This is a genomic window from Moraxella sp. Pampa (assembly GCF_035181385.1).
Classification (GTDB): domain Bacteria; phylum Pseudomonadota; class Gammaproteobacteria; order Pseudomonadales; family Moraxellaceae; genus Moraxella.
This window is the reverse complement of record NZ_JAXCJK010000005.1, coordinates 29,143-54,888: the sequence shown is the minus strand read 5'-3', so window position 1 is coordinate 54,888 and position 25,746 is coordinate 29,143. Positions and strand designations below refer to the sequence as shown.

At 41.4% G+C, this 25,746-nt stretch carries 21 protein-coding genes; 9 read left to right on the top strand and 12 right to left on the bottom strand.

Annotation, left to right across the window (positions count from 1 at the left end):
- Window positions 1-116: 116 nt before the first annotated feature.
- From rpoH to R0123_RS08035, 4 genes are all read right to left on the bottom strand, one after another.
- Window positions 117-971, bottom strand: coding sequence for an RNA polymerase sigma factor RpoH (gene rpoH, locus R0123_RS08050; RefSeq protein ID WP_323843706.1), 855 nt, complete (start codon window positions 969-971; stop codon window positions 117-119).
- Between the two features lie 354 nt (window positions 972-1,325).
- Window positions 1,326-1,676, bottom strand: coding sequence for a sulfurtransferase TusA family protein (locus R0123_RS08045; RefSeq protein WP_323842420.1), 351 nt, complete (start codon window positions 1,674-1,676; stop codon window positions 1,326-1,328).
- A 239-nt stretch (window positions 1,677-1,915) separates the two neighbouring features.
- Window positions 1,916-2,362, bottom strand: coding sequence for a GatB/YqeY domain-containing protein (locus tag R0123_RS08040; RefSeq protein ID WP_323843694.1), 447 nt, complete (start codon window positions 2,360-2,362; stop codon window positions 1,916-1,918).
- Between the two features lie 121 nt (window positions 2,363-2,483).
- Window positions 2,484-3,119 carry a VTT domain-containing protein gene (locus R0123_RS08035; RefSeq protein WP_323843693.1) on the bottom strand — a complete coding sequence of 212 codons (636 nt, stop codon included), beginning with the start codon at window positions 3,117-3,119 and terminating at the stop codon, window positions 2,484-2,486.
- 380 nt (window positions 3,120-3,499) lie between these two features.
- Here R0123_RS08035 and R0123_RS08030 point away from each other — a divergent pair, with 380 nt between their 5' ends.
- From R0123_RS08030 to R0123_RS08005, 6 genes are all read left to right on the top strand, one after another.
- Window positions 3,500-4,387, top strand: coding sequence for a LysR family transcriptional regulator (locus tag R0123_RS08030; protein ID WP_323843692.1), 888 nt, complete (start codon window positions 3,500-3,502; stop codon window positions 4,385-4,387).
- Window positions 4,388-4,684: 297 nt separating this feature from the next.
- Window positions 4,685-6,907 carry an NADP-dependent isocitrate dehydrogenase gene (locus R0123_RS08025; protein ID WP_323843691.1) on the top strand — a complete coding sequence of 741 codons (2,223 nt, stop codon included), beginning with the start codon at window positions 4,685-4,687 and terminating at the stop codon, window positions 6,905-6,907.
- 102 nt (window positions 6,908-7,009) lie between these two features.
- Window positions 7,010-7,510, top strand: coding sequence for a thioredoxin domain-containing protein (locus R0123_RS08020; RefSeq protein ID WP_323843690.1), 501 nt, complete (start codon window positions 7,010-7,012; stop codon window positions 7,508-7,510).
- Between the two features lie 83 nt (window positions 7,511-7,593).
- Window positions 7,594-8,217 carry a guanylate kinase gene (gene gmk, locus R0123_RS08015; protein ID WP_323843689.1) on the top strand — a complete coding sequence of 208 codons (624 nt, stop codon included), beginning with the start codon at window positions 7,594-7,596 and terminating at the stop codon, window positions 8,215-8,217.
- Entirely contained in the window at window positions 8,217-9,176 is a 960-nt protein-coding gene (locus R0123_RS08010; protein ID WP_323843688.1) for a multidrug resistance efflux transporter family protein, read from the top strand. Before gmk ends, R0123_RS08010 begins: the two co-directional genes overlap by 1 nt.
- A gap of 32 nt (window positions 9,177-9,208) precedes the next feature.
- Window positions 9,209-9,844: a trimeric intracellular cation channel family protein gene (locus tag R0123_RS08005; protein WP_323843687.1), complete on the top strand. Its 636-nt coding sequence runs from the start codon at window positions 9,209-9,211 to the stop codon at window positions 9,842-9,844.
- Window positions 9,845-9,894: 50 nt separating this feature from the next.
- Here the strand turns inward: R0123_RS08005 and hemH are convergent, their stop codons facing one another.
- Window positions 9,895-10,857 (bottom strand): ferrochelatase, encoded by a 963-nt coding sequence (gene hemH, locus R0123_RS08000; RefSeq protein WP_323843686.1) that lies wholly within the window; start codon window positions 10,855-10,857, stop codon window positions 9,895-9,897.
- 228 nt (window positions 10,858-11,085) lie between these two features.
- Between hemH and metX the strand changes: the two genes are divergently transcribed.
- From metX to R0123_RS07985, 3 genes are all read left to right on the top strand, one after another.
- Window positions 11,086-12,327: a homoserine O-succinyltransferase MetX gene (metX, locus tag R0123_RS07995; protein WP_323843685.1), complete on the top strand. Its 1,242-nt coding sequence runs from the start codon at window positions 11,086-11,088 to the stop codon at window positions 12,325-12,327.
- Between the two features lie 19 nt (window positions 12,328-12,346).
- Window positions 12,347-12,958, top strand: coding sequence for a methionine biosynthesis protein MetW (gene metW / locus R0123_RS07990; protein WP_323843684.1), 612 nt, complete (start codon window positions 12,347-12,349; stop codon window positions 12,956-12,958).
- 128 nt (window positions 12,959-13,086) lie between these two features.
- Window positions 13,087-13,671: a tetratricopeptide repeat protein gene (locus R0123_RS07985; protein WP_323842408.1), complete on the top strand. Its 585-nt coding sequence runs from the start codon at window positions 13,087-13,089 to the stop codon at window positions 13,669-13,671.
- A 57-nt stretch (window positions 13,672-13,728) separates the two neighbouring features.
- Here the strand turns inward: R0123_RS07985 and R0123_RS07980 are convergent, their stop codons facing one another.
- The 7 genes from R0123_RS07980 to R0123_RS07950 all read right to left on the bottom strand — a co-directional run bounded on the left by R0123_RS07980 (window position 13,729) and on the right by R0123_RS07950 (window position 25,490).
- Window positions 13,729-14,565 (bottom strand): DUF72 domain-containing protein, encoded by an 837-nt coding sequence (locus R0123_RS07980; RefSeq protein WP_323843683.1) that lies wholly within the window; start codon window positions 14,563-14,565, stop codon window positions 13,729-13,731.
- Window positions 14,566-14,698: 133 nt separating this feature from the next.
- Window positions 14,699-16,240 carry an aspartate aminotransferase family protein gene (locus R0123_RS07975; protein ID WP_323843682.1) on the bottom strand — a complete coding sequence of 514 codons (1,542 nt, stop codon included), beginning with the start codon at window positions 16,238-16,240 and terminating at the stop codon, window positions 14,699-14,701.
- 69 nt (window positions 16,241-16,309) lie between these two features.
- Complete coding sequence (locus R0123_RS07970) at window positions 16,310-18,919, bottom strand: DEAD/DEAH box helicase family protein (RefSeq protein ID WP_323843681.1); 2,610 nt, start codon at window positions 18,917-18,919, stop codon at window positions 16,310-16,312.
- Window positions 18,920-18,934: 15 nt separating this feature from the next.
- Window positions 18,935-20,518, bottom strand: a complete 1,584-nt coding sequence (locus tag R0123_RS07965; protein WP_416381711.1) for a site-specific DNA-methyltransferase — start codon at window positions 20,516-20,518, stop codon at window positions 18,935-18,937.
- A 217-nt stretch (window positions 20,519-20,735) separates the two neighbouring features.
- Entirely contained in the window at window positions 20,736-20,879 is a 144-nt protein-coding gene (locus tag R0123_RS07960) for a hypothetical protein (RefSeq protein WP_264682781.1), read from the bottom strand.
- Between the two features lie 147 nt (window positions 20,880-21,026).
- A complete protein-coding gene (locus tag R0123_RS07955) occupies window positions 21,027-22,400 on the bottom strand; it encodes a diaminobutyrate--2-oxoglutarate transaminase (RefSeq protein WP_323843679.1) in 1,374 nt (457 codons plus the stop codon).
- A gap of 465 nt (window positions 22,401-22,865) precedes the next feature.
- Entirely contained in the window at window positions 22,866-25,490 is a 2,625-nt protein-coding gene (locus tag R0123_RS07950) for a bifunctional aconitate hydratase 2/2-methylisocitrate dehydratase (protein ID WP_323842440.1), read from the bottom strand.
- Window positions 25,491-25,746 lie beyond the last annotated feature (256 nt).

The window sequence follows — 25,746 nt, the reverse complement described above, 5'->3', positions numbered from 1 at the left end:
GCAAGACAAGCTTGGTACAAAACCAACCTTTCATCATTCATCTTATCATTCATCTTATCATTCATCATCAGGGCAAGCGTTTTTTAGATGTATTTTAACAATTCATGTTGCCGATTTTAATCATTTAGTATCGAGCCATCTAAGGTCATGGCTTCACGAATCTTATCCATGGCGTTTTTTTCTATTTGGCGAACACGCTCAGCAGAGATGTTGTACACAGCCGCCAAGTCATGCAGGGTGGATTTTTGGTCAGCAAGCCAGCGTTGTGTGATGATGTCTCGTGAGCGTTCGTCCAGTTCGCCCATCGCTTCTTTTAGGGCGTTTGTCGTATTTTCTTCCCAATCAGCTTCTTCAACCACATCAGCAGGGTCAATGGCATCTTCTAAAAATAGCTGCGGTGCATAGCGGCCATCATCTTCGTCCGAGTCCTGCATCTCAAAAGATGCATCATAGCTCGTCAAACGGCTTTCCATTTCAAGCACTTGCTTGACGGTAACATTCAAATCTTTAGCAATGGCTTCAGCCTCTTCCAAGGTCAGCTGATTGCTTGATTTTTTAAGACTTCTTAGATTAAAAAACAGCTTGCGGTGTGCTTTGGTGGTCGCAACTTTCACGATTCGCCAATTTTTTATGACAAATTCGTGAATCTCTGCCTTAATCCAATGCACAGCAAAGCTCACCAGACGCACACCCTTCGTTGGGTCAAAGCGTTTTACTGCCTTCATTAGGCCCAAATTACCCTCTTGAATCAAGTCAGCCTGCGACAATCCATAGCCTGAATAGCTACGAGCAATATGAATCACAAAACGCAAATGGCTCATGACCAACAAACGAGCCGCCTCAACATCGCCATCATGATAATAGCGTTCGGCAAGCTGTTTTTCTTCTTCGGGAGTCAGAATCGGGATCTGATGCACGGTATTGATATAAGCCCCCAAATTCACCCCTGGTGCTGCCAAGTGTGTTGGCATCGCAGGCACTAGGTCTCGTGTAGCCACCACATAATCAGATGTTCTATCACCATGCTCAATGACAGCGCGCACAGGATTTTTGGCAGGTTTTTCACCATAATCATCGCCATCATCGTCTGATTCATCATAATCCACATCGTCTATGTCATCAATGCCGTCTATACCATCAATCTCATAAAAGCCATCATCAAGCAACGACTCATCTAGCTCACAGTCATCTGCATAACCATCTATATAGTCGCCATCAAAGCTGTCTTGAAAGTCATTATCATAAGCATCAAAATCGTTGCGTTTTTTTGTCATCATTATACTTTAAAAAAAATAATCTCAGCTCTATTGTAAGGCTTAATGGCTTTAAACGCTAGCCTTTTTTGTGATGATAAAGTGAAAATAGTTTTCTGCATTGTGCATCTGTGTATTGCTTTGCCAAGTCATGACCTCAAGGCACTGCTTTTGACAAAACATCACCAAATCCTTTTGGGAGTTTTTATCGCTTGCCACCAAATACAGACTCTCGCCATCTGCCACCGCACGCAAGCTGACCTTTGCCTTTAATAATGGCATCGGACAAGGCAGACCACGAGCATCAAAAAACGCAGCAATCACAGCATCTGTCATACATTCATCAAGATGGCTATGAATGAAGGTCATTTCAGCATCACTCAGACACTCTATCAACTTTGGAGCAAGGGTTAAATTTGACATAAAGACTCTTTATCAGATTATTATTAGCTCATTAGTAATCAAAAAATTATGAGTTAAAAATCAAAAAAATTTTAAAAAACTTGGCTTGATATCTGGGCAAAACTGTATTTTGCAAGGCAATATAAACTAAAAAAATCATTAAATAAAAAACAACCAAACCAAAAAATAAATAAAAAAACCCTGCCATCATAGCAAGGTTTTTTATTACAGGGGTTTGATAGCATCAGTCATTAATAAAGTCAGGCGGTCAAGGCTTTTTTAACCAAGCCTGAAATCACCGCAGGGTCAGCCTGTCCTGCAGTCTTTTCTTTGACCGCATTCATCACACGACCCATGTCCTTCATGCCTGCTGCACCCAACTGCTCGATGGTGCTGGCAACAATTTTGGCAAGCTCATCATCAGACAGCTGTTCTGGCAAAAACTGGCCAATCACATCAATCTCAAACTGCTCTTTTTGTGCCAGATCCTCACGACCATTAGCGGTATAAATACCCAAAGACTCTTGGCGTTGCTTGATTTGTTTTTGCAAAATTGCCAGCACTTGTGCATCATCCAAATCCTGCTGATTGTCAATCTCTATTTGCTTAATCGCTGCTTGTACATTACGCAAAACCTTGACTTGTTCCATGTTTTTGGCTTTCATGGCGGTTTTAACAGCATCAGTGATGGTGGTTTTTAAGGTCATGGTTTACTCCGATTTGGTGGGTTGATGTATCATTATATCGTTTTTTGTCAGCAAAATAAATCGGGTGCGTAGCATCATTTGACAGCAATGATACAAATTTTGGCATCACCAACCCATCTTATTAACCCATCTTATTTTTGACAAAACCAATCAATACAGGCAAAGCGGTAAACACAATAATCCCAACAATCACATAGGTAAAATTATCTTTAATGACAGGCTGATTGCCAAAGAAAAAACCCAGTAAAATAAAAGACGCCGTCCAGCAAAATCCACCAATGGCATTATAAACAAAAAATCTTTGATAATTCATGCCACTCACCCCAGCCACAAAAGGGGTAAAAGTACGCACAAAAGGCAAAAAGCGAGCAAAGATGACCGTCTTGCCACCATACTCATCAAAAAAACTTTTGGCTTTTAGTAGGTGTTGTTGGTTGATGAATCGATAATTTTTATCAAAAACTTTTGGACCGATGTATGCACCAACATGATAATTTAAAGCGTCTCCAAGCACAGCAGCGATGAATAGCAATGCGATGAGTAAAGATGGGTCTAGTGCACCTGTTACCGCCGCCAACGCCCCTGCTGCAAACAACAGACTATCACCTGGCAAAAATGGCATGACTACAAACCCCGTCTCAACAAAGATGATCAAAAATAAAATGCCATAAATCCACAAGCCATAATTCATCAAGAACTCTGCCAAATGTATGTCAATATGTAAAATAAAATCAATGAATTGTAAGATGATGTCCATGACTTTTTGCCCAATGTATCCAACTTAAAAACCAATCATCTTAGCAAACTTTGCAGCTGATCACAAGACGGCATCACACAATAAATAATTGATAGATTGATGGCAACATCCATGTTAGGCACACCAGCATTGGTCATCAACACAAGCCAACACCAATATCAATACGACAAAACTTAAAACCATGATAAAAATAACAAAATACCAATCGTGATACAAGCATCAAACCACTTTTTAAGCCAAAGATTGTCGACCTCATGTTTTAAATCTTGTGCTAAAATAATGCCATGCTTTCATTATCCATCATCACAGCTTAATCACAGCTTAATCACAGCTTAATCACAGCTTAGATTGACATACTAGGATCATCACACTGGATTATCATGCTAGAAATTCGCCATCTACAAATGCTCTCTGCCCTTTTTCGTCATGGTTCACTTGCTGCAACTGCCGACGAACTCAACCTCACCGCATCCGCCATCTCGCACCAATTAAAAGAACTAGAAAATCACTACGACATTACACTGGTCAATCGCCGTACACGCCCAATCACTTTTACGCCAGCAGGTAAGCTGGTGCTACAACTTGCCGACAATGTCCTACCACAAGTCGCACGCACCAAATCTGACATCAAACGCCTTGCACATGGACAAGCAGGACGGCTACGCTTGGCAAGTGAATGCCATAGTTGCTTTGATTGGCTCATGCCGATTTTGAATGCTTATCGACATGAATACAGCGATGTGGAGCTGGATTTTGCCACAGGTTTTGAACCCGAGCCACATCAAATGCTCATTGATGGCGACATCGACCTACTGATCACAACAAGCAACTTGCCAATTGATGGCATCAGCTATCAGCCATTATTTACCTACGAAAGCCGTCTGGTCATGTCGCCTGCACATCGTTTGGCAAGCCAGTCTGCCATCAGCCCTAATGATTTATCCGATGAAACACTCATCGCCTACCCTGTCGAACAAGAACGCCTGGACATCATTGCCAAATTTCTAAGTCCAGCTGGCATCACACCCAAACAAATGCGTACCACAGAGCTGACCGCCATGCTCATTCAGCTGGTGGCAAGCGAAAGAGGTGTTGCCGCCTTGCCCGACTGGGTGGCAAGTGACTATGAAAAAAAAGGCTGGGTGGTGAGTCGCACACTTGGAGATGGAGTATACTGTCAGCTACACGCCGCCATACGCACAAGCAGTCTTAAAACGACATATATGAAAGGTTTTTTGGCATTGCTTGATGGCATCATCAAACCCTAATCAAGACAAAAGTGCCAGCTGATGATTCATTTGATATGGTATCATTTTTTAAATAAATGATTATCATCATTTTATTCTACAAACAAAATAGTTGCCATCATTCTTTAAATGTTATAATAGACAAGCAATAAATGGAATCATTGTAAAATGTAAAATGCAGTAAGTGCCACTAGAACATGGGCAAGCACACAAATACCCAACACCCTCACTGGCTCTTACCATCAAGTTTTATGTTAGATTTTTTAAATAACATTGCCACATTCATCAAATTTTACGAAACAATAAATTGGAGTTTTCATGAGTAAATCTACCATCATCTACACTTATACAGATGAAGCCCCTGCCCTAGCCACCCACTCTTTACTACCCATCGTTCAAGCCTTTACCAAAAGCTCTGATATCGACTTCATCACCAGCGACATTTCTTTGGCTGCTCGTGTTTTATCACAGTTTCCTGAATATCTCAGCGAAAACCAGCGTCAAGAGGACTCTTTGGCCAAGCTTGGCGAACTGGTTAAACGGCCTGATGCCAATGTCATCAAACTGCCCAACATTTCAGCCTCAATGCCACAGTTGCTTGCCACCATCAAAGAATTGCAAGACAACGGCTACAATGTGCCAGATTACCCAAGCGACACCAGCACTACAGAGCTACAAGAAATCCAAGCTCGCTACGATCGTGTCAAAGGCTCGGCAGTCAACCCTGTATTGCGTGAAGGCAATTCTGATCGCCGTGCACCAAAAGCGGTGAAAAATTTTGCCAAAAAATTCCCGCATTCAATGGGCGCTTGGAGCAATGACTCCAAAACTCATGTCGCCACCATGTCAAGCAACGACTTTTTTCATAATGAAAAATCATTCACCACCGACCATGCAACCAATGTAAGCCTAGTCTTTACTGACAACACAGGCACACGCACCGAACTTCGTAAACCAGTTGCCCTACAAGCCGGCGAAGTATTTGATGCGACCGTCATGAATAAAGATGCCTTGATTTCATTCCTAAAAAATGAAATCAAGGACGCCAAAGATAAAGGCGTATTGTTTAGCCTACACATGAAAGCCACCATGATGAAAGTCTCCGACCCCATCATTTTTGGTCATGCTGTACAAGCCTTCTTTGCACCAGTATTTGAAAGATACAATAAAGAGCTGAGCAACGCTGGCGTGAATGTCAATAACGGCTTAGGTAATCTATTTGCCAACCTTGATAAGCTGGACACCGACACACGCACCAATGTAGAAACATTGATTGCAAAATCATACTACGAAGGTCCTGCATTGGCTATGGTGGACTCCAATAAAGGCATTACCAATCTTCATGTACCAAGCGACATCATCATTGATGCTTCTGTTCCTGCGATGATTCGCACCTCTGGCCGTATGTGGAACGCCAAAGGTGAGCTACAAGACACAAAAATTACCATTCCAGACAGTACTTATGCTCCGCTATACGATACCGTTGTCAGATTTTGCAAAGAACACGGTGCATTTGACCCAACCACGATGGGCACTGTGCCAAATGTGGGCTTGATGGCTCAAAAAGCTGAAGAATACGGCTCACACGACAAAACCTTTGAAATTCCTGCCGATGGCAAAGTAGAGGTCATTGATGATGCTGGCAATGTCTTGTTATCGCATACTGTACAAGCTGGCGATATCTGGCGTGCCTGCCAAACCAAAGACGCACCAATCAAAGACTGGGTGCAACTTGCCGTCAACCGAGCCAGATTGTCTGACACGCCTGCCATATTCTGGCTAGACGAAAAGCGTGCACATGATGCTGAGTTGATTAAAAAAGTCAAGACTTATCTTGGCGAGCTTGATACCACAGGTCTAGATATTCGCATTCTGTCCATCGCTGATGCCACCCAGCTGACCCTTGAACGCCTAAAAAATGGGCAAGATACCATCAGTGTTACAGGCAATGTACTGCGTGACTACCTAACCGACCTATTCCCAATTCTAGAACTTGGCACATCGGCCAAAATGCTCTCTATCGTACCCCTAATGAACGGAGGCGGTATGTTTGAGACTGGTGCAGGCGGTTCAGCTCCTAAACATGTACAGCAGTTTAATGAAGAAAACCATCTGCGTTGGGACAGTCTGGGTGAGTTTTTGGCATTGGCAGTATCATTAGAACACACCGCCCAAAAAACAGGTAACGCCAAAGCACAAGTATTGGCCGATACGCTAGATACCGCAACCGAAAAACTACTACTCAATGACAAATCGCCAAAACGCAAAGCAGGTGAGCTTGATAACCGTGGCAGCCACTACTACCTAGCCAAATACTGGGCAGAGGCATTGGCAACTCAAAGTGCTGACGCAAGTCTTGCGGCAGAATTTACGCCAATCGCTAAGGCCTTGGCAGACAACGAAGATGCCATCATCAACGAACTAAACAGTGTTCAAGGTGCAGCGGTAACCACCAATGGCTACTACGCCGCCAACCGTGAACTGCTGAGTGCTGCGATGCGTCCAAGTGCAACATTCAATAATATCATCTCTCAGTTATGATGATTTAAACTCAAAAAAAATGCCATCGCTTAGGTGGTATTTTTTATATTGTTAGCATGAGCATACCACACATTACCATACATTATTATCACAGTGATTTGAATGAAAAAGACGATTTTATCCACACTCACTTACTTATTAATATTTGCAATGATTTATGGCGTGGTCAATTGGTATCGCGCGCCCACCATGCCCAATGCACCCAGCTTAAGCTATGTGAACAGCCAAAATCAAACCATTGATGTCGTCGCACACAGCCATCATGAGCCAATTTTGATTTATTTTTGGGGAACTTGGTGTGCAATTTGCGAATTTACCACACCAAATATCCAAACTTTACATACCAATGGCACACCGATCATTACAGTGGCAGTACAGTCCGACAGCACCGAGCAATTAATACATCATATGCAGTCGCACGGCTATGATTTTATGACAATCAATGATTTAGATGGCAGTATTTTTAATGAATGGCAAGGCAAAGTTACCCCATCTTTTGTGATTTTAAAAGATGGCAAAATCAGCCAGAGATTTACAGGTATTGCACCGCTTTGGTCATTAAAATTACGGCTACTATTGAGTAGTTTGAGCAGCTTTAGCTGATTGAAACCCAGTCAGCTAAAGCTGTACTCGTTGTTATAATAGCGGCTTAAAAGATCAATCTTTAACATTTTAGGAAAAACATCATGAATGCATATGGTACGCTGTACATCATTACCGCCGCATCAGGCACGGGCAAAACCAGCTTGGTTAAAGAACTGCTTGCAAGCACAAAAGACTTACAAGTGAGTATTTCTCATACCACAAGACAGCCCAGACCTGCCGAAACTGATGGCGTACATTATCATTTTATAGATAAAAATAATTTTGAACAGCTCATCGCAGACGGTGCATTTTTTGAATATGCCGAAGTCTTTGGCAATTATTATGGCACAAGCAAACAGGCGGTTGATGAGCTGCTCGCCCAAGGCATTGATGTCATCTTAGAGATTGATTGGCAAGGTGCATTACAAGTCAAAAAACAAGCCCCTGATGCAATCATGATTTTTATCCTGCCACCAAATAAAGATGCCTTACAAAGTCGCCTATCCCATCGTGGGCAAGACAGCATTGATGTCATTAGGCTTCGTCTGGCAGGTGCGGTTACTGAGATGAAAAACTATCATCATTTTGATTATGTTGTCATCAATGACGATTTTTCTGATGCACTCAATGACTTACAATGTATCATCAAGGCACAGCGTCTCACCACCGCCAAACAACAAACAAATCACCGCACTTTAATTGATGCCCTATTGTCGGATGTTTGATGTTACGCTTGGTTTTACTGGGGCTGTTGGCAGGATTCTTTTTTAGCAGTACCTTTGTATTGAACGAGCTGATGGCAAGTCAAGGTGGTCATTGGTATTGGTCAGCAAGCGGCCGCTATATTTTTATGTGGCTGATTTTAAGTGTGCTGATCGCACTAAAGGACGGTTTTACCACACTCATCAGCTTATATCAGTTATTTTTACAACACGCCATTTTTTGGTGTTTGGCAGGTGGTATTGGGTTTGGTGGATTTTATGCGTTTTTGTGTTTTGGGGCAAACCACGCCCCTGGCTGGGTGATTGCCGCAACCTTTCAATTTACCAGCGTAGCCAGCCTAATTATCTTGACCTTATTTGGTGAGAGGTTAAACAAAGCCATCATTGGTACAAGCCTACTCATATTCTTGGGCGTACTTATCACCAATTTTGGTGAAGGCTTACACGATGACTCAACATCGCTAAGCGACTTATTGTTATTAGGTGCATTGCCTGCACTACTGGCAGGGTTTTGCTTTCCTATTGGCAATCAGCTTGTATGGTACGCCTCATCAGCCATTAATAACAACCAAAGATTGGTGTATATTCCACGCATGACCTCACCTTTGATGTCAAGTGCCTTAAACAAGGTCTGGCTAATGAGTGTTGGCTCATTGCCATTTTGGGTAGTTTTGGGTCTGATCATCGCTCCAAAACTGCCCAGCACATCTCAAACGATGCACACTTTTTTGGTGGCATTGTTCGCAGGCGTCATTGCCACCAGCATTTTTCTATTTGCTCGTGGTAAGGCAACAACAGGTGGGCAAATCGCCGCCATTGACGCCACTCAGGCCAGCGAGATGATTTTTGCCATCATTGGTGGCGTGCTACTGCTTGGATCATCATTACCATCAATGCTGAGCCAGATTGGCATCATGCTGGTGATTGTAGGTTTGATCAGATTTGCCAAAATGCAAGCCTAGCTGTATTAATATTAGGATATTAGGGTGTATTCATGGAAACATTCAGTCCAGAAATGATGATTTATTTGCTTGATATGGTGGGCATCGTGGCCTGTGCGATTGCAGGAACGACACTGGCACTGCATCGACAGTTTGACTTTTTTGGTTGTATTTTAGTATCCATGGTCAATGCCATTGGTGGGGGTACGATTCGTGATATCATGCTAGACCGCCACCCACTGTTTTGGATGATGGACTTAAATTATGTCATCATCATCACGATCACCTCGCTTGTCTGTCAGATGTTTTTTACATTGTATCAAAAAATCAATTGGACACTCAAATTCTTTGATGCCATTGGCTTGGCAGCATTTAGCGTGATTGGGCTAAAAGTCGGATTGTTATTTGGCACCCACCCATTGATTGCAATCATGATGGCGGTATTAACCAGCATTGCAGGCGGTATCATGCGAGACATGATTTGTCATGAAATTCCACTTGTCCTACAAAAAGAAATCTACATCAGTGCCAGCATTGCAGGCTCATTGCTGTATCTGTTTCTTGGTTTGATTGGTATGGCAGACAACATTCAAGACACGCTGGCCTTGGTAACAATTTTTGCCATACGAATGCTGGCTGTGCGATTTGATTGGCATTTACCATCAATTCGCCTAAATTTTTCAGACTGATATTTAAAAAAACCCATCAGCTTTGATGGGTTTTGTGGCAACAAGCTTAATCACAAATACCTACTCACCACATCTGCCATCAGCTCAATATGCAGTGCATCGGTATTTAAAGCAGGGATATACTCATAAGATTTACCGCCTGCATTGATGAAATTATCACGGTTTTCTACCGCCAGCTCCTCCAAAGTTTCTAGGCAGTCGGCCGAAAATGCAGGGCTTAGCACCTGTACCGACACGCCCTGAGCACCCCACTGAGTCAGCAATTCATCAGTATAGGGTTTTAGCCACTCTTGAGCCCCAAAGCGGGACTGAAAACTTAGTGCCCACTCATGCGTATCCAGACCCAGCTCACTTGCCACAAGCTCTGCTGTTTTATGGCATTGCTCAGCATAAGGGTCGCCTTTATCTGCATAGGGCTTGGGAATGCCATGAAAACTCATGAGCAGACGGTCAGCTCGCCCATATTCTGCCCAATGTTTACGCACGCTGTGTGCTAACGCCTGTATGTATAAATGATGGTCATGATAATCTCTAATAAACTGTACCGCAGGCACATTTCGCTCTTTTTTACAAAAATCCGCCACTTTGTCAAATACCGCCCCTGTGGTCGTGGCAGAATACTGCGGATATAAAGAAAAGACAATAAAATCATCATAGCCCTTATCTTGCAGTTCACGCATGACATTTTTAATATTAGGATTGCCATAGGTGGTTGCAGCAAAAACAGGAATGTCTTTACCGTTTTGTCGTAATTTATCCTGCAAAAGATGTGCTTGGTTTTTTAAAATCGCCAAAAGAGGTGAGCCTTCAGCTGTCCACACACTTTGATAAGCGTGAGCAACACGCTTAGGGCGAGTGGTTAATACAAAAAGATTTAGGATAATCTGCCAAATAAACGGAGGAATCTCAATCACCCGAGTATCAGACAAAAACTCACGCAAATAGCGACGAACGCTGGCTGGCGTCGGCTCATCAGGCGTGCCAAGATTAACAAGTAAAATGGCGGTTTTCATAAAAACATTATTATTTAGACCAAAAATCGACCTAGTTTAGCATTTTTTGGCAAAAATAGCAGGCACTTTTATCAATCGTTTTGTTTTTTTATTTAAAACAATGATGCAATGGTATGACTGCTCGTGTTTTAGGGCAAATCGCTTTATCAAAGATTGATTAAAAGCTGTCCAAAATGTTAAAATGACCATCAATCTGATCCAAAATAATAAACCATCATGGATAATTTCGTGGATAACCAAATACCTTCGTATCTTGACCCTACTTCGGTCGGCATTGTAACACCACAGACTTTGCACTTTGATGAGCCATTAAAGTTAGAATGCGAGCGGATATTGCCAAGTTTTGATTTGGTGATAGAAACCTATGGCAAGTTAAATATTGACAAAACAAACGCCATTTTGATTTGCCATGCTTTATCAGGCTCGCACCACGCCGCAGGCTATCATCACAAAACAGACGACAAAGCAGGTTGGTGGGACGCACTCATTGGCAAGGGCAAAGCCATTGATACTGATGAATTTTTTGTGGTGTGTCTTAATAACATCGGTTCATGCCATGGTTCAACAGGCCCTACCACAATCAACCCTGATACGGGCAAATTATGGGGGGCAGACTTTCCTTTGATTACAATCAAAGACTGGGTAAAAACACAAGTGCTACTCTCAGACCGACTTGGTATTGACAAATGGCACGCCATCATCGGTGGCTCTATGGGTGGTATGCAGGCACTGCAATGGTCGGTGGATTACCCGGACCGTCTAGAAAGAGCCGTCATCATCGCAAGCACGCCCAAATTATCCGCTCAAAATATCGCCTTTAATGAAGTCGCTCGCCAGTCCATACTTTGTGACCCTGATTTTCATAATGGCTGGTATGTCAATCACAACACCTACCCAAGACGCGGTTTGATTCTTGCCAGAATGGTGGGACACATCACCTACATCACCGAAGAGGCAATGAAGGCAAAATTTGGACGAGATTTAAAATCTGGCAAGTTCATGTATGGCTATGATGTAGAATTTCAAGTAGAGAGCTATCTGCGATATCAAGGTGAAAGGTTTAGCAAAAACTTTGATGCCAATACCTATCTTTTGATGACCAAAGCCTTGGACTACTTTGACCCCACACGAGATTATGCCAACGACAGCTTAGACGAAAAAACTGCACTCAAACAGACGCTTGCACGCACCCAATGCCAGTTTTTGGTCGTCTCATTTACTACCGATTGGCGATTTAGCCCAGAACGCTCGGTAGAGATTGTAGATGCACTCATGGCAAACGGTAAGAATGTCAGCTTTATCAATGTAGATGCCCCGCATGGGCACGATTCTTTTTTGTTTGACATTCCACGCTACACCAATGCAATCAAGGGTTTTTTATCTGCTCCAATTTTAAAAAGTTCGCCAAAAGAACAGGCTCAATATGACACAATAAACCCACAAGAAATTTCAAAAATGGCAAGAGCATGAATTTAAAATAGGAAAAACCATGAACAACATTGATCACCAACTTGCCGAAAAATGGATAAAACCCAACGCCAAAGTATTGGATTTAGGCTGTGGAGACGGGACGCTTTTGGCTCATTTACAAGACCGTCTGGGCGTATCGGGCTACGGCCTAGAAATTGACTCAGACAGAATCAATCAGGCAATTGCCAAAGGATTAAACATCATTGAACAAGATTTGAACGATGGGCTAGATCGCTTTGCTGATGACAGTTTTGATACTGTGGTCATGGCTCGTGCCTTACAAGCAGTAAAAAACCCACAAGCCCTACTCAATGATATGCTAAGAGTTGCCAAAGAGGGTATTGTTACCTTTCCTAATTTTGCCTACTGGCAAAACCGTGTCTATCTTGGCATCAAGGGCATCATGCCGATGAGCGAAACCCTGCCATACCAATGGCACAACACACCCAACATACATCTGTGCACTTTTAAAGATTTTGAACAGCTCTGCAAAGACAACAACATTTGCATACTAGATACGGTCGCCATCAATGACAATACCAATCCACCCACCCAATTGATGGGTAGATTTGTCAAGTACGCCCCAAATTTACTTGCCGATGTGGCCATTTATCGCATCAGTAAAAATTAGCACCGCCATGATACATTGAATTTATTAGTAAAAAATGCTAATATGTTGTCATATTGCATACGCCACAATATCATCAGTTTTATTTTGATTTTATGGCTCAGATGTGTCATTTTTTATTTGGAGTTCTCATGAAAATGCTTAAAGTTGCCCTGCTTTTTATAACACTTGGTACAGTTGCAACTGCCCACGCACAGACCGAAACAATCACCACAAGTCTTGAAAGCACCAACTTTGAATATATGAGTATCAGCAGTCTGGCCGTCAAAGCTGCACAAGGCGACCATCATGCACAATTTTTCTTAGCCAAACGACTACAAAAAGGTGAAGGTGTCGCCAAAGATGCTGTCAAAGCGGCTTATTGGTATACTCGTGCTGCCGAGCATAATATTGCTCCTGCACAATTAAATCTTGGCATCATGTATCTGCGTGGTGAAGGTATTAAAGCCGACATGGACGAAGGCAGAAAATGGCTTGAAAAAGCCGCCAACCTTGGTGATAACCGTGCCAGCTACGCCCTTGCGATGATTGATGAAAAACAACAACGCTTGGTTGATGCCTATAAATGGTACGACCTGTCAACGCGTGAGGGTATGCTTGACCAAAAAATCAAAAATAAAGCTCAAAATAAAATTGGTCAGTTAGCACTAAATCTTTCATCAAGCGACATACAAAAAGCCAAAAACAGTGCAGACAGTTGGTTTCAAATCAAATAACCGCCATATTTTTAAAAAACCGCTTTAATTTTAAAAGCGGTTTTTATTTATTTTTTTTCAAAACAAACAACCTTGCCCTATTTGACTGACTACTTGATTAGCTACTTTGACATCAAAACCACGCACGACCAATTTTTCTTTTAGCGTTTTTATATTATAAAAAGAGTGGGCATTTGTGGTGTTTTGAAAATAAATAAACAGCTCATCAAAATAATGACAGTTGGCAAAAATATCATCAGCAATTTTGCCAAGCTCATCATCGCTATAACGATAATTATGGCGGTCTTTGGCGGTAGTTTCTTGCCACCAGTTTTTATTATGACCGTGCAGGCGATAATAGGCGGTGCGAGTGTTCACCCAAAATGGCGTATTGGGTAGTCCGATGTTTTTTGGATAATCGGCATTTACCCAAATAATATGAGATAATTTGGCAAAATAATCAAATACAGGATTGATATGCCAGCTGGGGTGGTGAAATTCTATGGCAAGCGGATAACCGTCAAACCATTTTACCACTTCGCCCAAATATTGACGATTGGCAAGCGTACGCTCAAAGCTGTGAGCAAATTGCAATAACAAAGGGGCAAGTTGTGTTTTAAATGGGGCTAAAATCGCCAAAAAATCTTGGGCGAATTGGGCGGTTGCTGTGTGATTATGGCTAAAATCTTGGTGCAGTTTAAACGAAAATTTTAGCCGTTCATCAGCTTTGGCAAACATACCTTGCACAGTCTTTTGACCGATAGGTGCGTGAAAACTACTGTTTATCTCCACGCAGTCGTAATGATTGGCATAATGGTGCAAAAACTCACTGGGGCGTGTGCCGTGTGGATACAGCGTGCCAAGCAGGTCGCTATCACTGTATCCACCTGTACCGATATAAATTATTGATTTCATTATAAAAATCCTGAAAAATAGAAAACCGTTCGTGCTGAGCTTGTCGAAGCATCGGACAGTTTTTTCGCTACCCTTCGACTTAGCTCAGGGCGAACGAAAAAAACCTATTTTACAACAGAATTTATATTTACAATCAAACAATCGGCGGTGTATAAGTGCCGTTTTGAATGTCATCTTTGATGCGGTCGGCTTGTTCAAGCACTTGATTTAACAATGCCTTGACATTGTCAAGCGTGGCAATGGGGCTTAGCGTTGTCATTTTTAAAGATTGCACATCACGGGTTTTGTCAATCACCCGAGTTACGCCAATATTGGCAACGCCACGGGCGAATAATTCATCGGCGACATTTTGGTTTAGGCTGTCAATCAAATGCGTTGGATACCCTTTTGGTACAACACGAAACAACACGCTGGCAAATTGCACATCAACCAATAATTCTAAGCCGTCAGTTTGTTTGATATGGTCCGCCACTTGGCGAGTTAAATCAACGCCGTGGTCAATCATTGAGCCATACAACTCTTCGCCCAAGGCTTCAATGGTCAGCCACAGTTTTAGGGCGTCAAATCGGCGTGTGGTTTGTAGTGATTTTGACACCAAATTTGGCACGCCGTGCTCTTCGTCATAGGCAGAATTAAGATACTCGGCTTCATAGTGCATAAAGCGGTAATTTTGTTCATCTTTTAACAAAAACGCCCCACACGAAATGCTTTGAAAATAATGCTTATGAAAATCAAGCGTTACCGAGTCGGATAGCTCAATGCCGTCAAGCATATCACGATAATCGTTGGATAATAATAACGCCCCACCCCACGCCGCATCAATGTGTAACCACGAGCCAAACTCATCGCAAAGCGTACGAATGGCTTTGATGTCATCAATCGCCCCTGCGTCTGTTGTACCAGCGGTTGCCACCACACACGCCACGATTTTACCGTCCGCCTTCAAATCCGCCAAAATCCGTGCAAGGGCATCTGTATCCATTTGGGCGTGATCATTGACAGGCACGGCCACAACAGAGCCAAAGCCCATGCCCATCATCGCCATATTTTTTTGTACGCTAAAATGGGCGTTTTGTGAGCAGATGACCTTGACCGTTTGCAACGCATCAGGCGGTATGCCGTCTTGTTGCACACGCCACGGCTTGCCGTCTTTTTGATAATGCTTGGCAATACACCAATCCCTAGCAAGCATTACACCCATCAAATTGGACTGCGTACCGCCAGATGTGAAAACGCCTGCCTGCCCTGCCCCATAGCCAACTTTTTGGCGTAACCAGTCAATGAGCTGAGTTTCCATCAGCGAGCCTGCTGGCGACTGGTCCCACGAGTCCATAGATTGGTTGGTGGCATTAATCAATACTTCGGCGATTTGGCTTGCGACCATTGTCGGACAATGCAAATGGGCAAGCGAATGCGGGTGGTGGACTTTTAGGCTGTTTTTTAAGAACAAATCAACCGCTCTATCTAATGATTTGTGTAGCCCCAAACCTTGTTTTTGGGGGTTAAAGGCGATTTTGGCACGCAAATCTTTGATACTACCGCCTGTATACATTTTATCTTCTTGTAACCAGTCGGCTACGGCTTGTACCGCTTGGTTCATAGCACTTTCATAGTCGCTAATGGACTGGCTGTCGTTGCACAATAGAGCCTTACGGTGTTGTGGTAGGTTGGTCATAGTTTTGTCCTAAAAGTAAAAAATTGCTGTATTTTAGCATATTTATGTCGTTCAATAAATCTTATTATTTTAGGTCAATTCATCAATCTTTTGCACCACTTGATAGCCCACTTCATCATTTACTTCAAAAAATCGTTTTGCACAAGCAATTTTAAATTGTTCTTTTTGTCGTAATTTGTCCAAAACCACGCCATTTTGTACATTATCGCCTGTATTTTTGGTTTCAGCGATAAAATAAATCTGCTCGCCATTCTTTTTTATAATTACCGCCCAATCTGGGTTGTAATTACCAATCGGTGTTGGAATTTTAAATTTTTTGGGTAATTTAAAGTAAAATGCCACTTGCTCATCATAATTTTCACAATCGGTTGCAAATTGATGTTCAGTTTTTGAATCCAAATCCAATATACCATTATAAATGGTTTTATCCATTTTATTGACATCAAAAGTATAATCATTGGCATAAATTTGATAAGTTTCAAACAAACTTTGCTCATATACATCATTTGTCTGTTCATATTGAATGCCGTTTATCATCAATAATTGCAACTGGTTATTAATTAATTCTGCCACAATTTCAATAAAGCGTTGTGGGTTATTTTTAATCTCATCAATTCTGCCAGATTGTCTTAAAATCTGTGCCAAAGTTTGGCGAGTTAGACCTGTTTTTTCTTGCAATGTCTTTAAAATATCAGGAATGGCAAATTGTTTGTCCAAATATTGATAATCAGAATAAATTTCTTCTGCCTGTACAGCCATTTCGCTATTTTGAATAAGTCTTGCTTTTTTAATGTCAATTTTTGGCATAGAAATTTCTGGCATTTCTTTAATTTTTTGACTGGCATTTTTAATTAACTCATCGCTATCAAATTGCACACGATAGCTGGTTTTTTGACGAATTCTATTCCATATTTGCAAAAATAGTGGGTCAGTAAACGCATCAAAGCGATAAGTTACTGTTCGCTCATTTTTGGCATTTTTAAGATGAGATTTTTCAAATTTAATACCACAATCATCAATATATTCCTGCTGTAAACTATTGGCAAATTGCTCATAACTTTCATTAGGAATCACGGTCAAAATATTAATTTTTTCATCATAAATTCGCTCGCCATTTTGATTAACACACAATCGCAGACCACGCCCAATCTCTTGGCGTTTTTTAATGATAGATGTAGTTTCGTTAAGCGTACAAATTTGAAAAACATTGGGATTATCCCAACCTTCTTTTAATGCCGAATGACTAAAAATAAAACGCACAGGTTCATCAAAGGACAATAACCGCTCTTTATCTTTCATAATTAATTCATAAGCGTCATTGTCATCTTTGGTTGTGCCGTTACTATTTTTTGCATTGCCTTTTTTATCTTGGCTAAAATAGCCTTTATGCAAATTTTTAGCTGTTTGTTTGGCTTCTAATTCGTATAATTGTTCAAACCACTCATAAAACTTACCAATTTCACCTTGTGCATTGGTGCGATAATTTTCTACTTTATCAATAAAAAATAGCGACAATACTTTAATACCTAATGGATTTAACTGCTTTTCACGCTGTAAATGTGCTTTAATCGTGGCGTGAATTTGCTGTTTCATAACTTCATCTTTGAGATAATCCAAATTTACGCCAGCAGTCATCTGTATACCATTAGAAAATTTAACCGCTTGATTTTCCAAATCAATGCCTGCAATCATAAATCCTTGATAATTAGGATTTTGTTTTGATTTTTCATATAAATCATCTCCCAGTTTAACAGTAATTGCTTTGCGTTTTAATTGCTGTTTTTCGTTAATATCAAGTATTATTTTTGCTTTTAATCCGCCTTTGCTGATGACTTCTTTTAATTCAATAAAGGCAGTATTTTTATCATCAGATTTTACCGAATTAACGACAATTTGTTTTACCAATCCTTGCTCAAATGCTTGTACTGGATTTAGGCTATATACTTTATTAATGATATCTTTATGCGTTGCTGAATAACCGACCGTCAATAATGGATTTAAATTGGCAATCGCATTTTTTCGCTTATCGCTGTTAATATTCTGTGGTTCATCAATCATCACAATCGGACTTACCGCACGGATTAAATCCATTAACACGCCATCTTCTCTTTCTTGATTGATAATATTTCCTTTTTTATCTTCTGTACTTTCTTTTTCAAAAGATTGAATATTGATAACCAAAATTTCAATATGTACACTTGTGGCAAATTGTTTTAGTAGATTAGTTTTTTGTCCGCTATATTCATAATAATGATAAATGGGCGAATTAAATTTATCTTTAAAATAATTTTTTGTGCTATTTAAAGTCTGTAATACGCCTTCACGAATAGCAACACTCGGCACAATAATCATAAACTTTCGCCAGCCATAGCGTTTGTTTAATTCAAAAATGGTATTTAAATAAACAAATGTTTTGCCTGTGCCTGTTTCCATTTCTACGCTAAATTGCAGATTATCCAAACGCTCGGATAATGGCATTTTATTTTGCGTTTGAATATGATTTAAATTCTTTAAAATATCATTATCAGACAATAACAATTCATTAGCAATTACACGCATATTGCCTTTATCCGATAGACTAAAATCATCTTGGCTATGACTAATCTCGCCTTGAAATAAATCCACGATACTAAAAATTGCCTGCTTTTGATAATCTAAATGTTCGTATTGGATTTGCATTGCCTATTCCCCTTATTAAATACTTTCAAAATTTAGTCCAGCATCTTTAAATTGTAACATCACATTGGATTTTTCACTGTCGTTTAAAAATGCTTTATCTAAGACAACAGTTTTGGTGGGTTTTTGGGCAATAATGGCATTAAAATCATCTTGGGATAACAAATTTAGTACAATAGCATACGATTTATTTTCACAAGTTAGCCAATAAACGCCATTGTTACATTCAATAGTTGCCGTTAATTTTAATCCCATTTTTAATAGCAATTCATAGACAATATCCATTTCATTGGCATTGTCTTTTAAGGGGTCAATATACATTTCTAATTGCTTAGATATATCATCATCAATCTGCCACGCTTTAAAATTACTATCGCTTAATTTAAATACTTTAAAGCCTGTATCAATCTTTTTTTCAGGATTTTCGGCTTTGATTTTTGCTCCTGCACGGCGAATGCGTTCTTTGGAGATTTCGGCAATGTTGGTTGGTAAATTATTTTCGTTGCAAAAATCTATGGCGTTTTGGATAATCTTTTTTCCTTCTGCGGTGCTAGCGTTGTTGGTGTCTAAAATTTCAGGGAGTTGCACCATAATAAATTGACGATTACCCTTGTCTTCGCTATTTAATTGCATAACAGCATGAGCAGTCGTTGCTGAACCTGCAAAAAAGTCTAGGATAATATCACCATTATTTTTTGTAAAAAAACTTGAACCCAAGATTAATTCTTTGATTAAAGAAATTGGCTTAGGATAGCTAAAATATTTATCAAAATTTAGAGATTTTAAATTTTCCACACCATCTTTGTTTAAATGTTTCAATATACTATAAAATTTTGAACCATCTTCATCTATTCTTCTTAGACGACCAACAATATGTTTCTTATCTTTTGGTATCAAAACATAAGTTCCATTTTTAATACCTGCATCAATTTCTTCTTTCTTCTCAACACCTTTTATTTCTACAATATCTTCATAAAATAATGTTCCATACTTTCCAAATTCAACTCTCAACCAATCATCTTCAATCCAATAATCAACCCCATCTTTGCTAATAATTTTTCCACGAATATCTTTTGGTTTGAATATCCCTTTAAAATTATCATAATTTTTTGTATAAGCCAATAAATAATCGTGTCCTTTAATGACTCTTTTTGCTAATCCACCACCTTCCGAACGAGTAACAATCATACTAGCAAATAAATTTTCTCCCCCAAAAATCTCATCACATAACAATTTTAATTGAGCCTGTTCATTATCATCAATACTGATAAATATCACACCGTCATCAGAAAGCAAAGTCCGAGCCAAATGTAGGCGTGGCAACATCATATTAAGCCAATTAGAATGATAATGCCCATTGTCTTTGCTATTCTTTTTAAAAGATTTTAACAATTCGCCATTGATATTTCTATCGCCTGTGGCAATTTCATAATCTTTTTTGCTTTGGCTAAAATCATCGTGATAAATAAAATCATTGCCCGTATTATAAGGTGGGTCAATGTATATCATTTTGATTTTGCCTGCATAGGATTTTTGTAATATTTTTAGGGCTTCTAAATTATCGCTTTCAATAAAAATGTTTTGTGTATTATCAAAATCCACACTTTCACTAGGACAAGGCGTAAGCGTGTTATGAGTTGGGCGTTGTAAGGCTTGATAAGCGGCTGATTTGCCTGCCCAATTTAAGCCGTAGCGTTCGTTTTGGGCAAGGTGGTCGCCCAGTAGGGCTTTTAATTTGTCTAAGTCTAGGGCGTGTTCGCTAAAAATTTCAGGTAAGATTTGGCGAAGTTGCACCAGTTTTTCTGCCATAAAGTCGGCATTATGGGCGGTTTTTAGGCTTTGCTGATTGCTGATTGCTGATTGCTGATTGCTGATTGCTGATTGCTGATTGCTGATTGCTGATTGCTGATTGCTGATTGCTGATTGCTGATTGCTGATTGCTGATTGCTGATTGCTGATTCATTTTTGCGATTTTCCGTAAAAGTGTCAAGTAAAATTTTCTAATTTTAACAAATTTTTTGATAAATATAAAGCCAGTTTTTGGCAAAAATAAAGACGCACCAACTGGCACGCCTTTGTTTTATTACAATGTTTGTATTACAATCAACGATTAACCACGCACCGCCTTCATCGCTTCGCCCACCGCTTTTTTAAAGCGGTCAATGACCATCTCACATTCTTGACGGCTAATGGTAATCGGACACAATAAACGCACCACCGTGCCATTTCTACCGCCACGCTCCAATAACAACTTATTATTAAAGCACGCCTTTTGAATCTCGACTGCCAAAACGCCATCGGCAGGATACGAGCCCATATGGTCAGCAGACGCTCTTTCGTCCACAATCTCAATGCCTGTCATCAAGCCACGCCCACGCACATTGCCAATGCAAGGATATTCTTGTGCAATCTTACGCAATTCTTCACGCAAAAACTCGCCTTGAATGCGTGAATTTTCGGTGAGATTATTTTTGCTGATTTCTTCAAGTACATTATACCCTGCTGCCATTGCCAGCTGATTGCCACGAAAAGTACCAGTATGACCTGCTGGCGACCACGCATCAAATTTTTTGTGCATTGCCAGTACGCACAGGGGCAAACCACCACCCACCGCCTTACTCATCACCACCACATCAGGGACAATGTCAGAATGCTCAAAGGCGAACATCTTACCAGAGCGAGCAAAGCCTGCTTGCACTTCATCTAGGATAAGTACAATATCGTGGCGAGCGGTAACTTCACGAATTTTTTGGAGCCATTTTTTGGGGGCAACCACCACACCGCCTTCTCCTTGAATGGCTTCTAGGATAACGGCAGCGGGTTTTACCACACCACTTTCTACATCTTCAATAAAGTTTTCAAAATAATAAGTCAAGGCGTCCACACCTGCTTCACCGCCCAAGCCAAGCGGACAACGATACTCGTGTGGATAAGGCATAAACTGCACGCCTGCCATCAAATTACCCACTTTTTGTTTGGCGGACAAATTACCTGTCATCGCCAAAGCACCGTGCGTCATACCGTGATAACCACCGCTAAACGCAATGACATTATCACGCCCTGTATAGGTTTTGGCAAGTTTTATCGCCGCTTCGGTACCGTCCGCCCCTGTTGGGCCACAAAATTGCAACACAAAATCCTTGGGGAAAAACGACAACAGCTTTTCGCTAAATGCGTCTTTAATCGGTGTGGTGATATCCAGCGTATGCAGGGGCAAACCGCTGTCTAGCACATCTTTAATGGCGTTAATGGTTGCAGGGTGATTATGACCCAGTGCCAGCGTACCAGCCCCTGCCAAGCAGTCTAGGTATTCATTACCTTCTACATCGGTAACCCAGCACCCTTGTGCTTTGGCAATCGCCAAAGGCAATTTGCGTGGGTAGCTTCTAACATTGGATTCCATCTGGTTTTGACGGGACAGGTAGTAGTCATTGGTTGCACCAGTTGGGGCTAAAACAGGGGTGTGTGTAGAATGAACGCTCATATCGGATTACCATCTCAGATAAGGGTTAGAAGAAAAACCTATGGACTTGCTCTGCAAATCCCTAAACCCAAACCCAATTTTTGCTTTTTAAGCGGTGAAATTTGGGTTTAACAAGGTCGCGACGTTCGGTATGTAACTCAATCGGCAGAAGGGTAAAAAAAGTAAAAATGCCAATTGCACACCAGTTTTGCAAGAGTAATCACCCTATTATTACAGGTTGATAGACAAAAAAACAGAGTGATTCAACCGCTTGCACGGCAATATCTTTTAAATTCGCTAGTTTTGGTCAGTTTTAAATATTAAAATTAAATAAAACAGCCATTAAAATTTAAAAGGCGGCAAATTATAACACATGAGCTGAATTTAACAAGCCTTTTGCAAAAAATGTATGTATTTTGGTAAAGCCAGCCAAAAAAAATACCACTCACCATCAGTGAGCGGTATTTTTATCAATCATCAACAAGACTATGCCAACTGAGCCACACTGATCTTATCAGACTTGTTGGTGTATTCGCTCATTTGGTCGAAGTTTAAATAATTATAAACCTCAGCCTCCATAGAAGACAATTTACCTGCATACGCCATATACTCATCTACCGTAGGCAACTTACCCAAAACCGATGCCACCGAGGCAAGCTCTGCAGACGCCAAATAAACATTGGCACCTTGCCCTAAGCGGTTGGGGAAGTTACGAGTTGATGTAGAAACGGCTGTACAGTTGGGGGCAATGCGTGCTTGGTTACCCATACACAAGCTACAACCTGGCATTTCGGTGCGTGCACCTGCCTGGGCATAAGTATTGTAGTAGCCTTCGTCCATCAATTGCTTTTCGTCCATTTTGGTGGGCGGAGCAATCCAAAGACGGGTGGTCAAACTGCCTGCTGGCACTTCTTGCAACAGTTTGCCTGCGGCACGAAAATGCCCAATATTGGTCATACAAGAACCGATGAACACCTCGTCAATCTTATCACCTGCCACTTCTGACAACAGTTTGGCGTCATCAGGGTCATTGGGGCAACACAAAATCGGCTCTTTGATGTCAGCAAGGTCAATCTCATAGACTTTGGTGTACTCGGCATCAGGGTCGGCTTTTAGTAGGCTTGGATTGTCCAGCCATTTTTGCATATTTTCGGCACGGCGAGCCAAAGTACGAGCATCGCCATACCCTTCGGCAATCATCCATTTGAGCATCACAATGTTAGAACGCAAGTACTCCGCCACTTTTTCTTCAGAGACCGTGATGGCACAGCCTGCGGCACTGCGTTCGGCAGACGCATCGGACAACTCAAAGGCTTGTTCTACGGTCAAATCGTTTTCCATCTCGGTCAAGTCAATCTCAAGAATGCGACCGCTAAAGATGTTCTTTTTGCCTTTTTTCTCAACTGTCAAATCGCCTTCTTGAATGGCAACATAAGGAATGGCGTGTACCAAATCACGCAAAGTAATGCCAGGTTGCATTTTACCTTTGAATTTGACCAAAACCGATTCTGGCATATCAAGAGGCATAACACCCGTTGCTGCAGCAAACGCCACAAGCCCAGAACCTGCTGGGAACGAAATGCCAATTGGGAAACGGGTATGGCTGTCGCCCCCTGTACCAACAGTATCAGGCAGTAGCATACGGTTTAGCCAAGAGTGAATCACACCATCGCCAGGGCGTAAAGAAACACCGCCACGGTTCATGATAAAATCAGGCAAAGTGTGGTGGGTTACCACATCAATGGGCTTAGGATAAGCGGCGGTATGGCAAAACGACTGCATCACCAAATCCGATGAAAAGCCCAAGCATGCCAAATCTTTTAGCTCATCACGGGTCATAGGGCCTGTGGTGTCTTGAGAACCAACGGTGGTCATTTTAGGTTCGCAATAAGTGCCTGGGCGAATGCCTTGACCTTCTGGCAAACCACAAGCACGACCGACCATTTTTTGTGCCAAAGTAAAGCCTTTGCCACTGTCGGCAGGTTGCTCTGGGGTGCGGAACAAATCAGACGGTGGCAAATCAAGCGCTTCACGAGCCTTGCTGGTTAGGTTACGACCGATAATCAAGTTGATACGACCGCCCGCTCTTACTTCGTCCAAAAGTACAGGGGTTTTTAATTTACTTTGAGCAATTTGCTCACCCTCTTTAAAGGCGGTAACAGTGGCTGTGGCATGATCAATTTTTAGGGTAACTTCATCACCCATGTTCATTTCGGAAACATCAAGCTCAATAGGCAGTGCCCCAGCATCTTCCATCGTATTAAAGAAAATTGGTGCAATTTTACCACCCAGACAAACGCCACCGTCTTTTTTGTTAGGAATGTGGGGGATTTCATCGCCAAAGAACCACAAAACCGAGTTGGTGGCAGATTTACGGCTTGAACCTGTACCAACCACATCGCCCACATACGCCACAGGGTTGCCCTTAGCAATCAGTTCTTTAATTTGACCCAAAGGACCAACTTCGCCATTTTTTTCAGGGACAATGCCATCACGAGCATTCTTTAACATCGCATTGGCGTGCAATGGAATGTCAGGACGGCTCCAAGCGTCTTGGGCAGGGGATAAGTCGTCTGTGTTGGTTTCGCCCGTTACTTTAAATACCGTGATGGTCATCTCAGCAGGAACATCAGGACGGCTGGTAAACCATTCGCCTTTCGCCCAAGACTCCAATACCGCTTTGGCATTGGCGTTGCCTGCTTTAGCTTTTTCTTCAACATCATGAAAGGCATCAAATACAAGCAAAGTCTTTTTGAGTGCGTCCGCTGCCAATCCACCAAGCTCGCTGTCGTCCAACAAATTAACCAACGGTGCAACATTATAGCCACCAAGCATTGTACCCAACAGATACACCGCACGCTCTTTGCTTACCAATGGAGAGGTTGCCTCACCTTTGACCACAGCGTTTAAAAATGCCGCCTTAACATAAGCCGCTTGGTCCACGCCTGCTGGCACACGGTTTTCAAGCAAATCCACCAAATAGGCCTCCTCGCCTGCTGGTGGGTTCTTTAAAAGCTCAACCAAGTCGGCAGTTTGTGCATCAGTCAGTGGCTGTGGAGGAACACCCAAAGCTTCACGCTCTGCGACATGAGCTCTGTATTCGGCTAACATTTGAGACATAGCTTTTTTCCTTTTTTAAAAGTTGATAGTCTGTAAGTGCTTGATAATGAATATTTTTATGCAAATAATTATCAAGTGCCTAGACATTGATTTTACAGGCAATTTGCCTAAATTTACGCTCATATATAATAGCCTAAATTTACCATAAATTCAAAAAATTATCTTTCATAACCAACATTTATTTAAAAAATGATTCACCAACCATTATTTTAAGCAAAATTTTTCAAAAAAATAAAGAATAAAGTTC

What these genes read in the sequence shown, in the direction of transcription:
- rpoH (WP_323843706.1), bottom strand. Translation starts at nt 971, where the DNA reads ATGCCAACACACTTGGCAGCACCAGGGGTGAATTTGGGGGCTTATATC.
- R0123_RS08045 (WP_323842420.1), bottom strand. Translation starts at nt 1,676, where the DNA reads ATGTCAAATTTAACCCTTGCTCCAAAGTTGATAGAGTGTCTGAGTGAT.
- R0123_RS08040 (WP_323843694.1), bottom strand. Translation starts at nt 2,362, where the DNA reads ATGACCTTAAAAACCACCATCACTGATGCTGTTAAAACCGCCATGAAA.
- R0123_RS08035 (WP_323843693.1), bottom strand. Translation starts at nt 3,119, where the DNA reads ATGGACATCATCTTACAATTCATTGATTTTATTTTACATATTGACATA.
- R0123_RS08030 (WP_323843692.1), top strand. Translation starts at nt 3,500, where the DNA reads ATGCTAGAAATTCGCCATCTACAAATGCTCTCTGCCCTTTTTCGTCAT.
- R0123_RS08025 (WP_323843691.1), top strand. Translation starts at nt 4,685, where the DNA reads ATGAGTAAATCTACCATCATCTACACTTATACAGATGAAGCCCCTGCC.
- R0123_RS08020 (WP_323843690.1), top strand. Translation starts at nt 7,010, where the DNA reads ATGAAAAAGACGATTTTATCCACACTCACTTACTTATTAATATTTGCA.
- gmk (WP_323843689.1), top strand. Translation starts at nt 7,594, where the DNA reads ATGAATGCATATGGTACGCTGTACATCATTACCGCCGCATCAGGCACG.
- R0123_RS08010 (WP_323843688.1), top strand. Translation starts at nt 8,217, where the DNA reads ATGTTACGCTTGGTTTTACTGGGGCTGTTGGCAGGATTCTTTTTTAGC.
- R0123_RS08005 (WP_323843687.1), top strand. Translation starts at nt 9,209, where the DNA reads ATGGAAACATTCAGTCCAGAAATGATGATTTATTTGCTTGATATGGTG.
- hemH (WP_323843686.1), bottom strand. Translation starts at nt 10,857, where the DNA reads ATGAAAACCGCCATTTTACTTGTTAATCTTGGCACGCCTGATGAGCCG.
- metW (WP_323843684.1), top strand. Translation starts at nt 12,347, where the DNA reads ATGAACAACATTGATCACCAACTTGCCGAAAAATGGATAAAACCCAAC.
- R0123_RS07985 (WP_323842408.1), top strand. Translation starts at nt 13,087, where the DNA reads ATGAAAATGCTTAAAGTTGCCCTGCTTTTTATAACACTTGGTACAGTT.
- R0123_RS07980 (WP_323843683.1), bottom strand. Translation starts at nt 14,565, where the DNA reads ATGAAATCAATAATTTATATCGGTACAGGTGGATACAGTGATAGCGAC.
- R0123_RS07975 (WP_323843682.1), bottom strand. Translation starts at nt 16,240, where the DNA reads ATGACCAACCTACCACAACACCGTAAGGCTCTATTGTGCAACGACAGC.
- R0123_RS07970 (WP_323843681.1), bottom strand. Translation starts at nt 18,919, where the DNA reads ATGCAAATCCAATACGAACATTTAGATTATCAAAAGCAGGCAATTTTT.
- R0123_RS07960 (WP_264682781.1), bottom strand. Translation starts at nt 20,879, where the DNA reads ATGAATCAGCAATCAGCAATCAGCAATCAGCAATCAGCAATCAGCAAT.
- R0123_RS07955 (WP_323843679.1), bottom strand. Translation starts at nt 22,400, where the DNA reads ATGAGCGTTCATTCTACACACACCCCTGTTTTAGCCCCAACTGGTGCA.
- R0123_RS07950 (WP_323842440.1), bottom strand. Translation starts at nt 25,490, where the DNA reads ATGTTAGCCGAATACAGAGCTCATGTCGCAGAGCGTGAAGCTTTGGGT.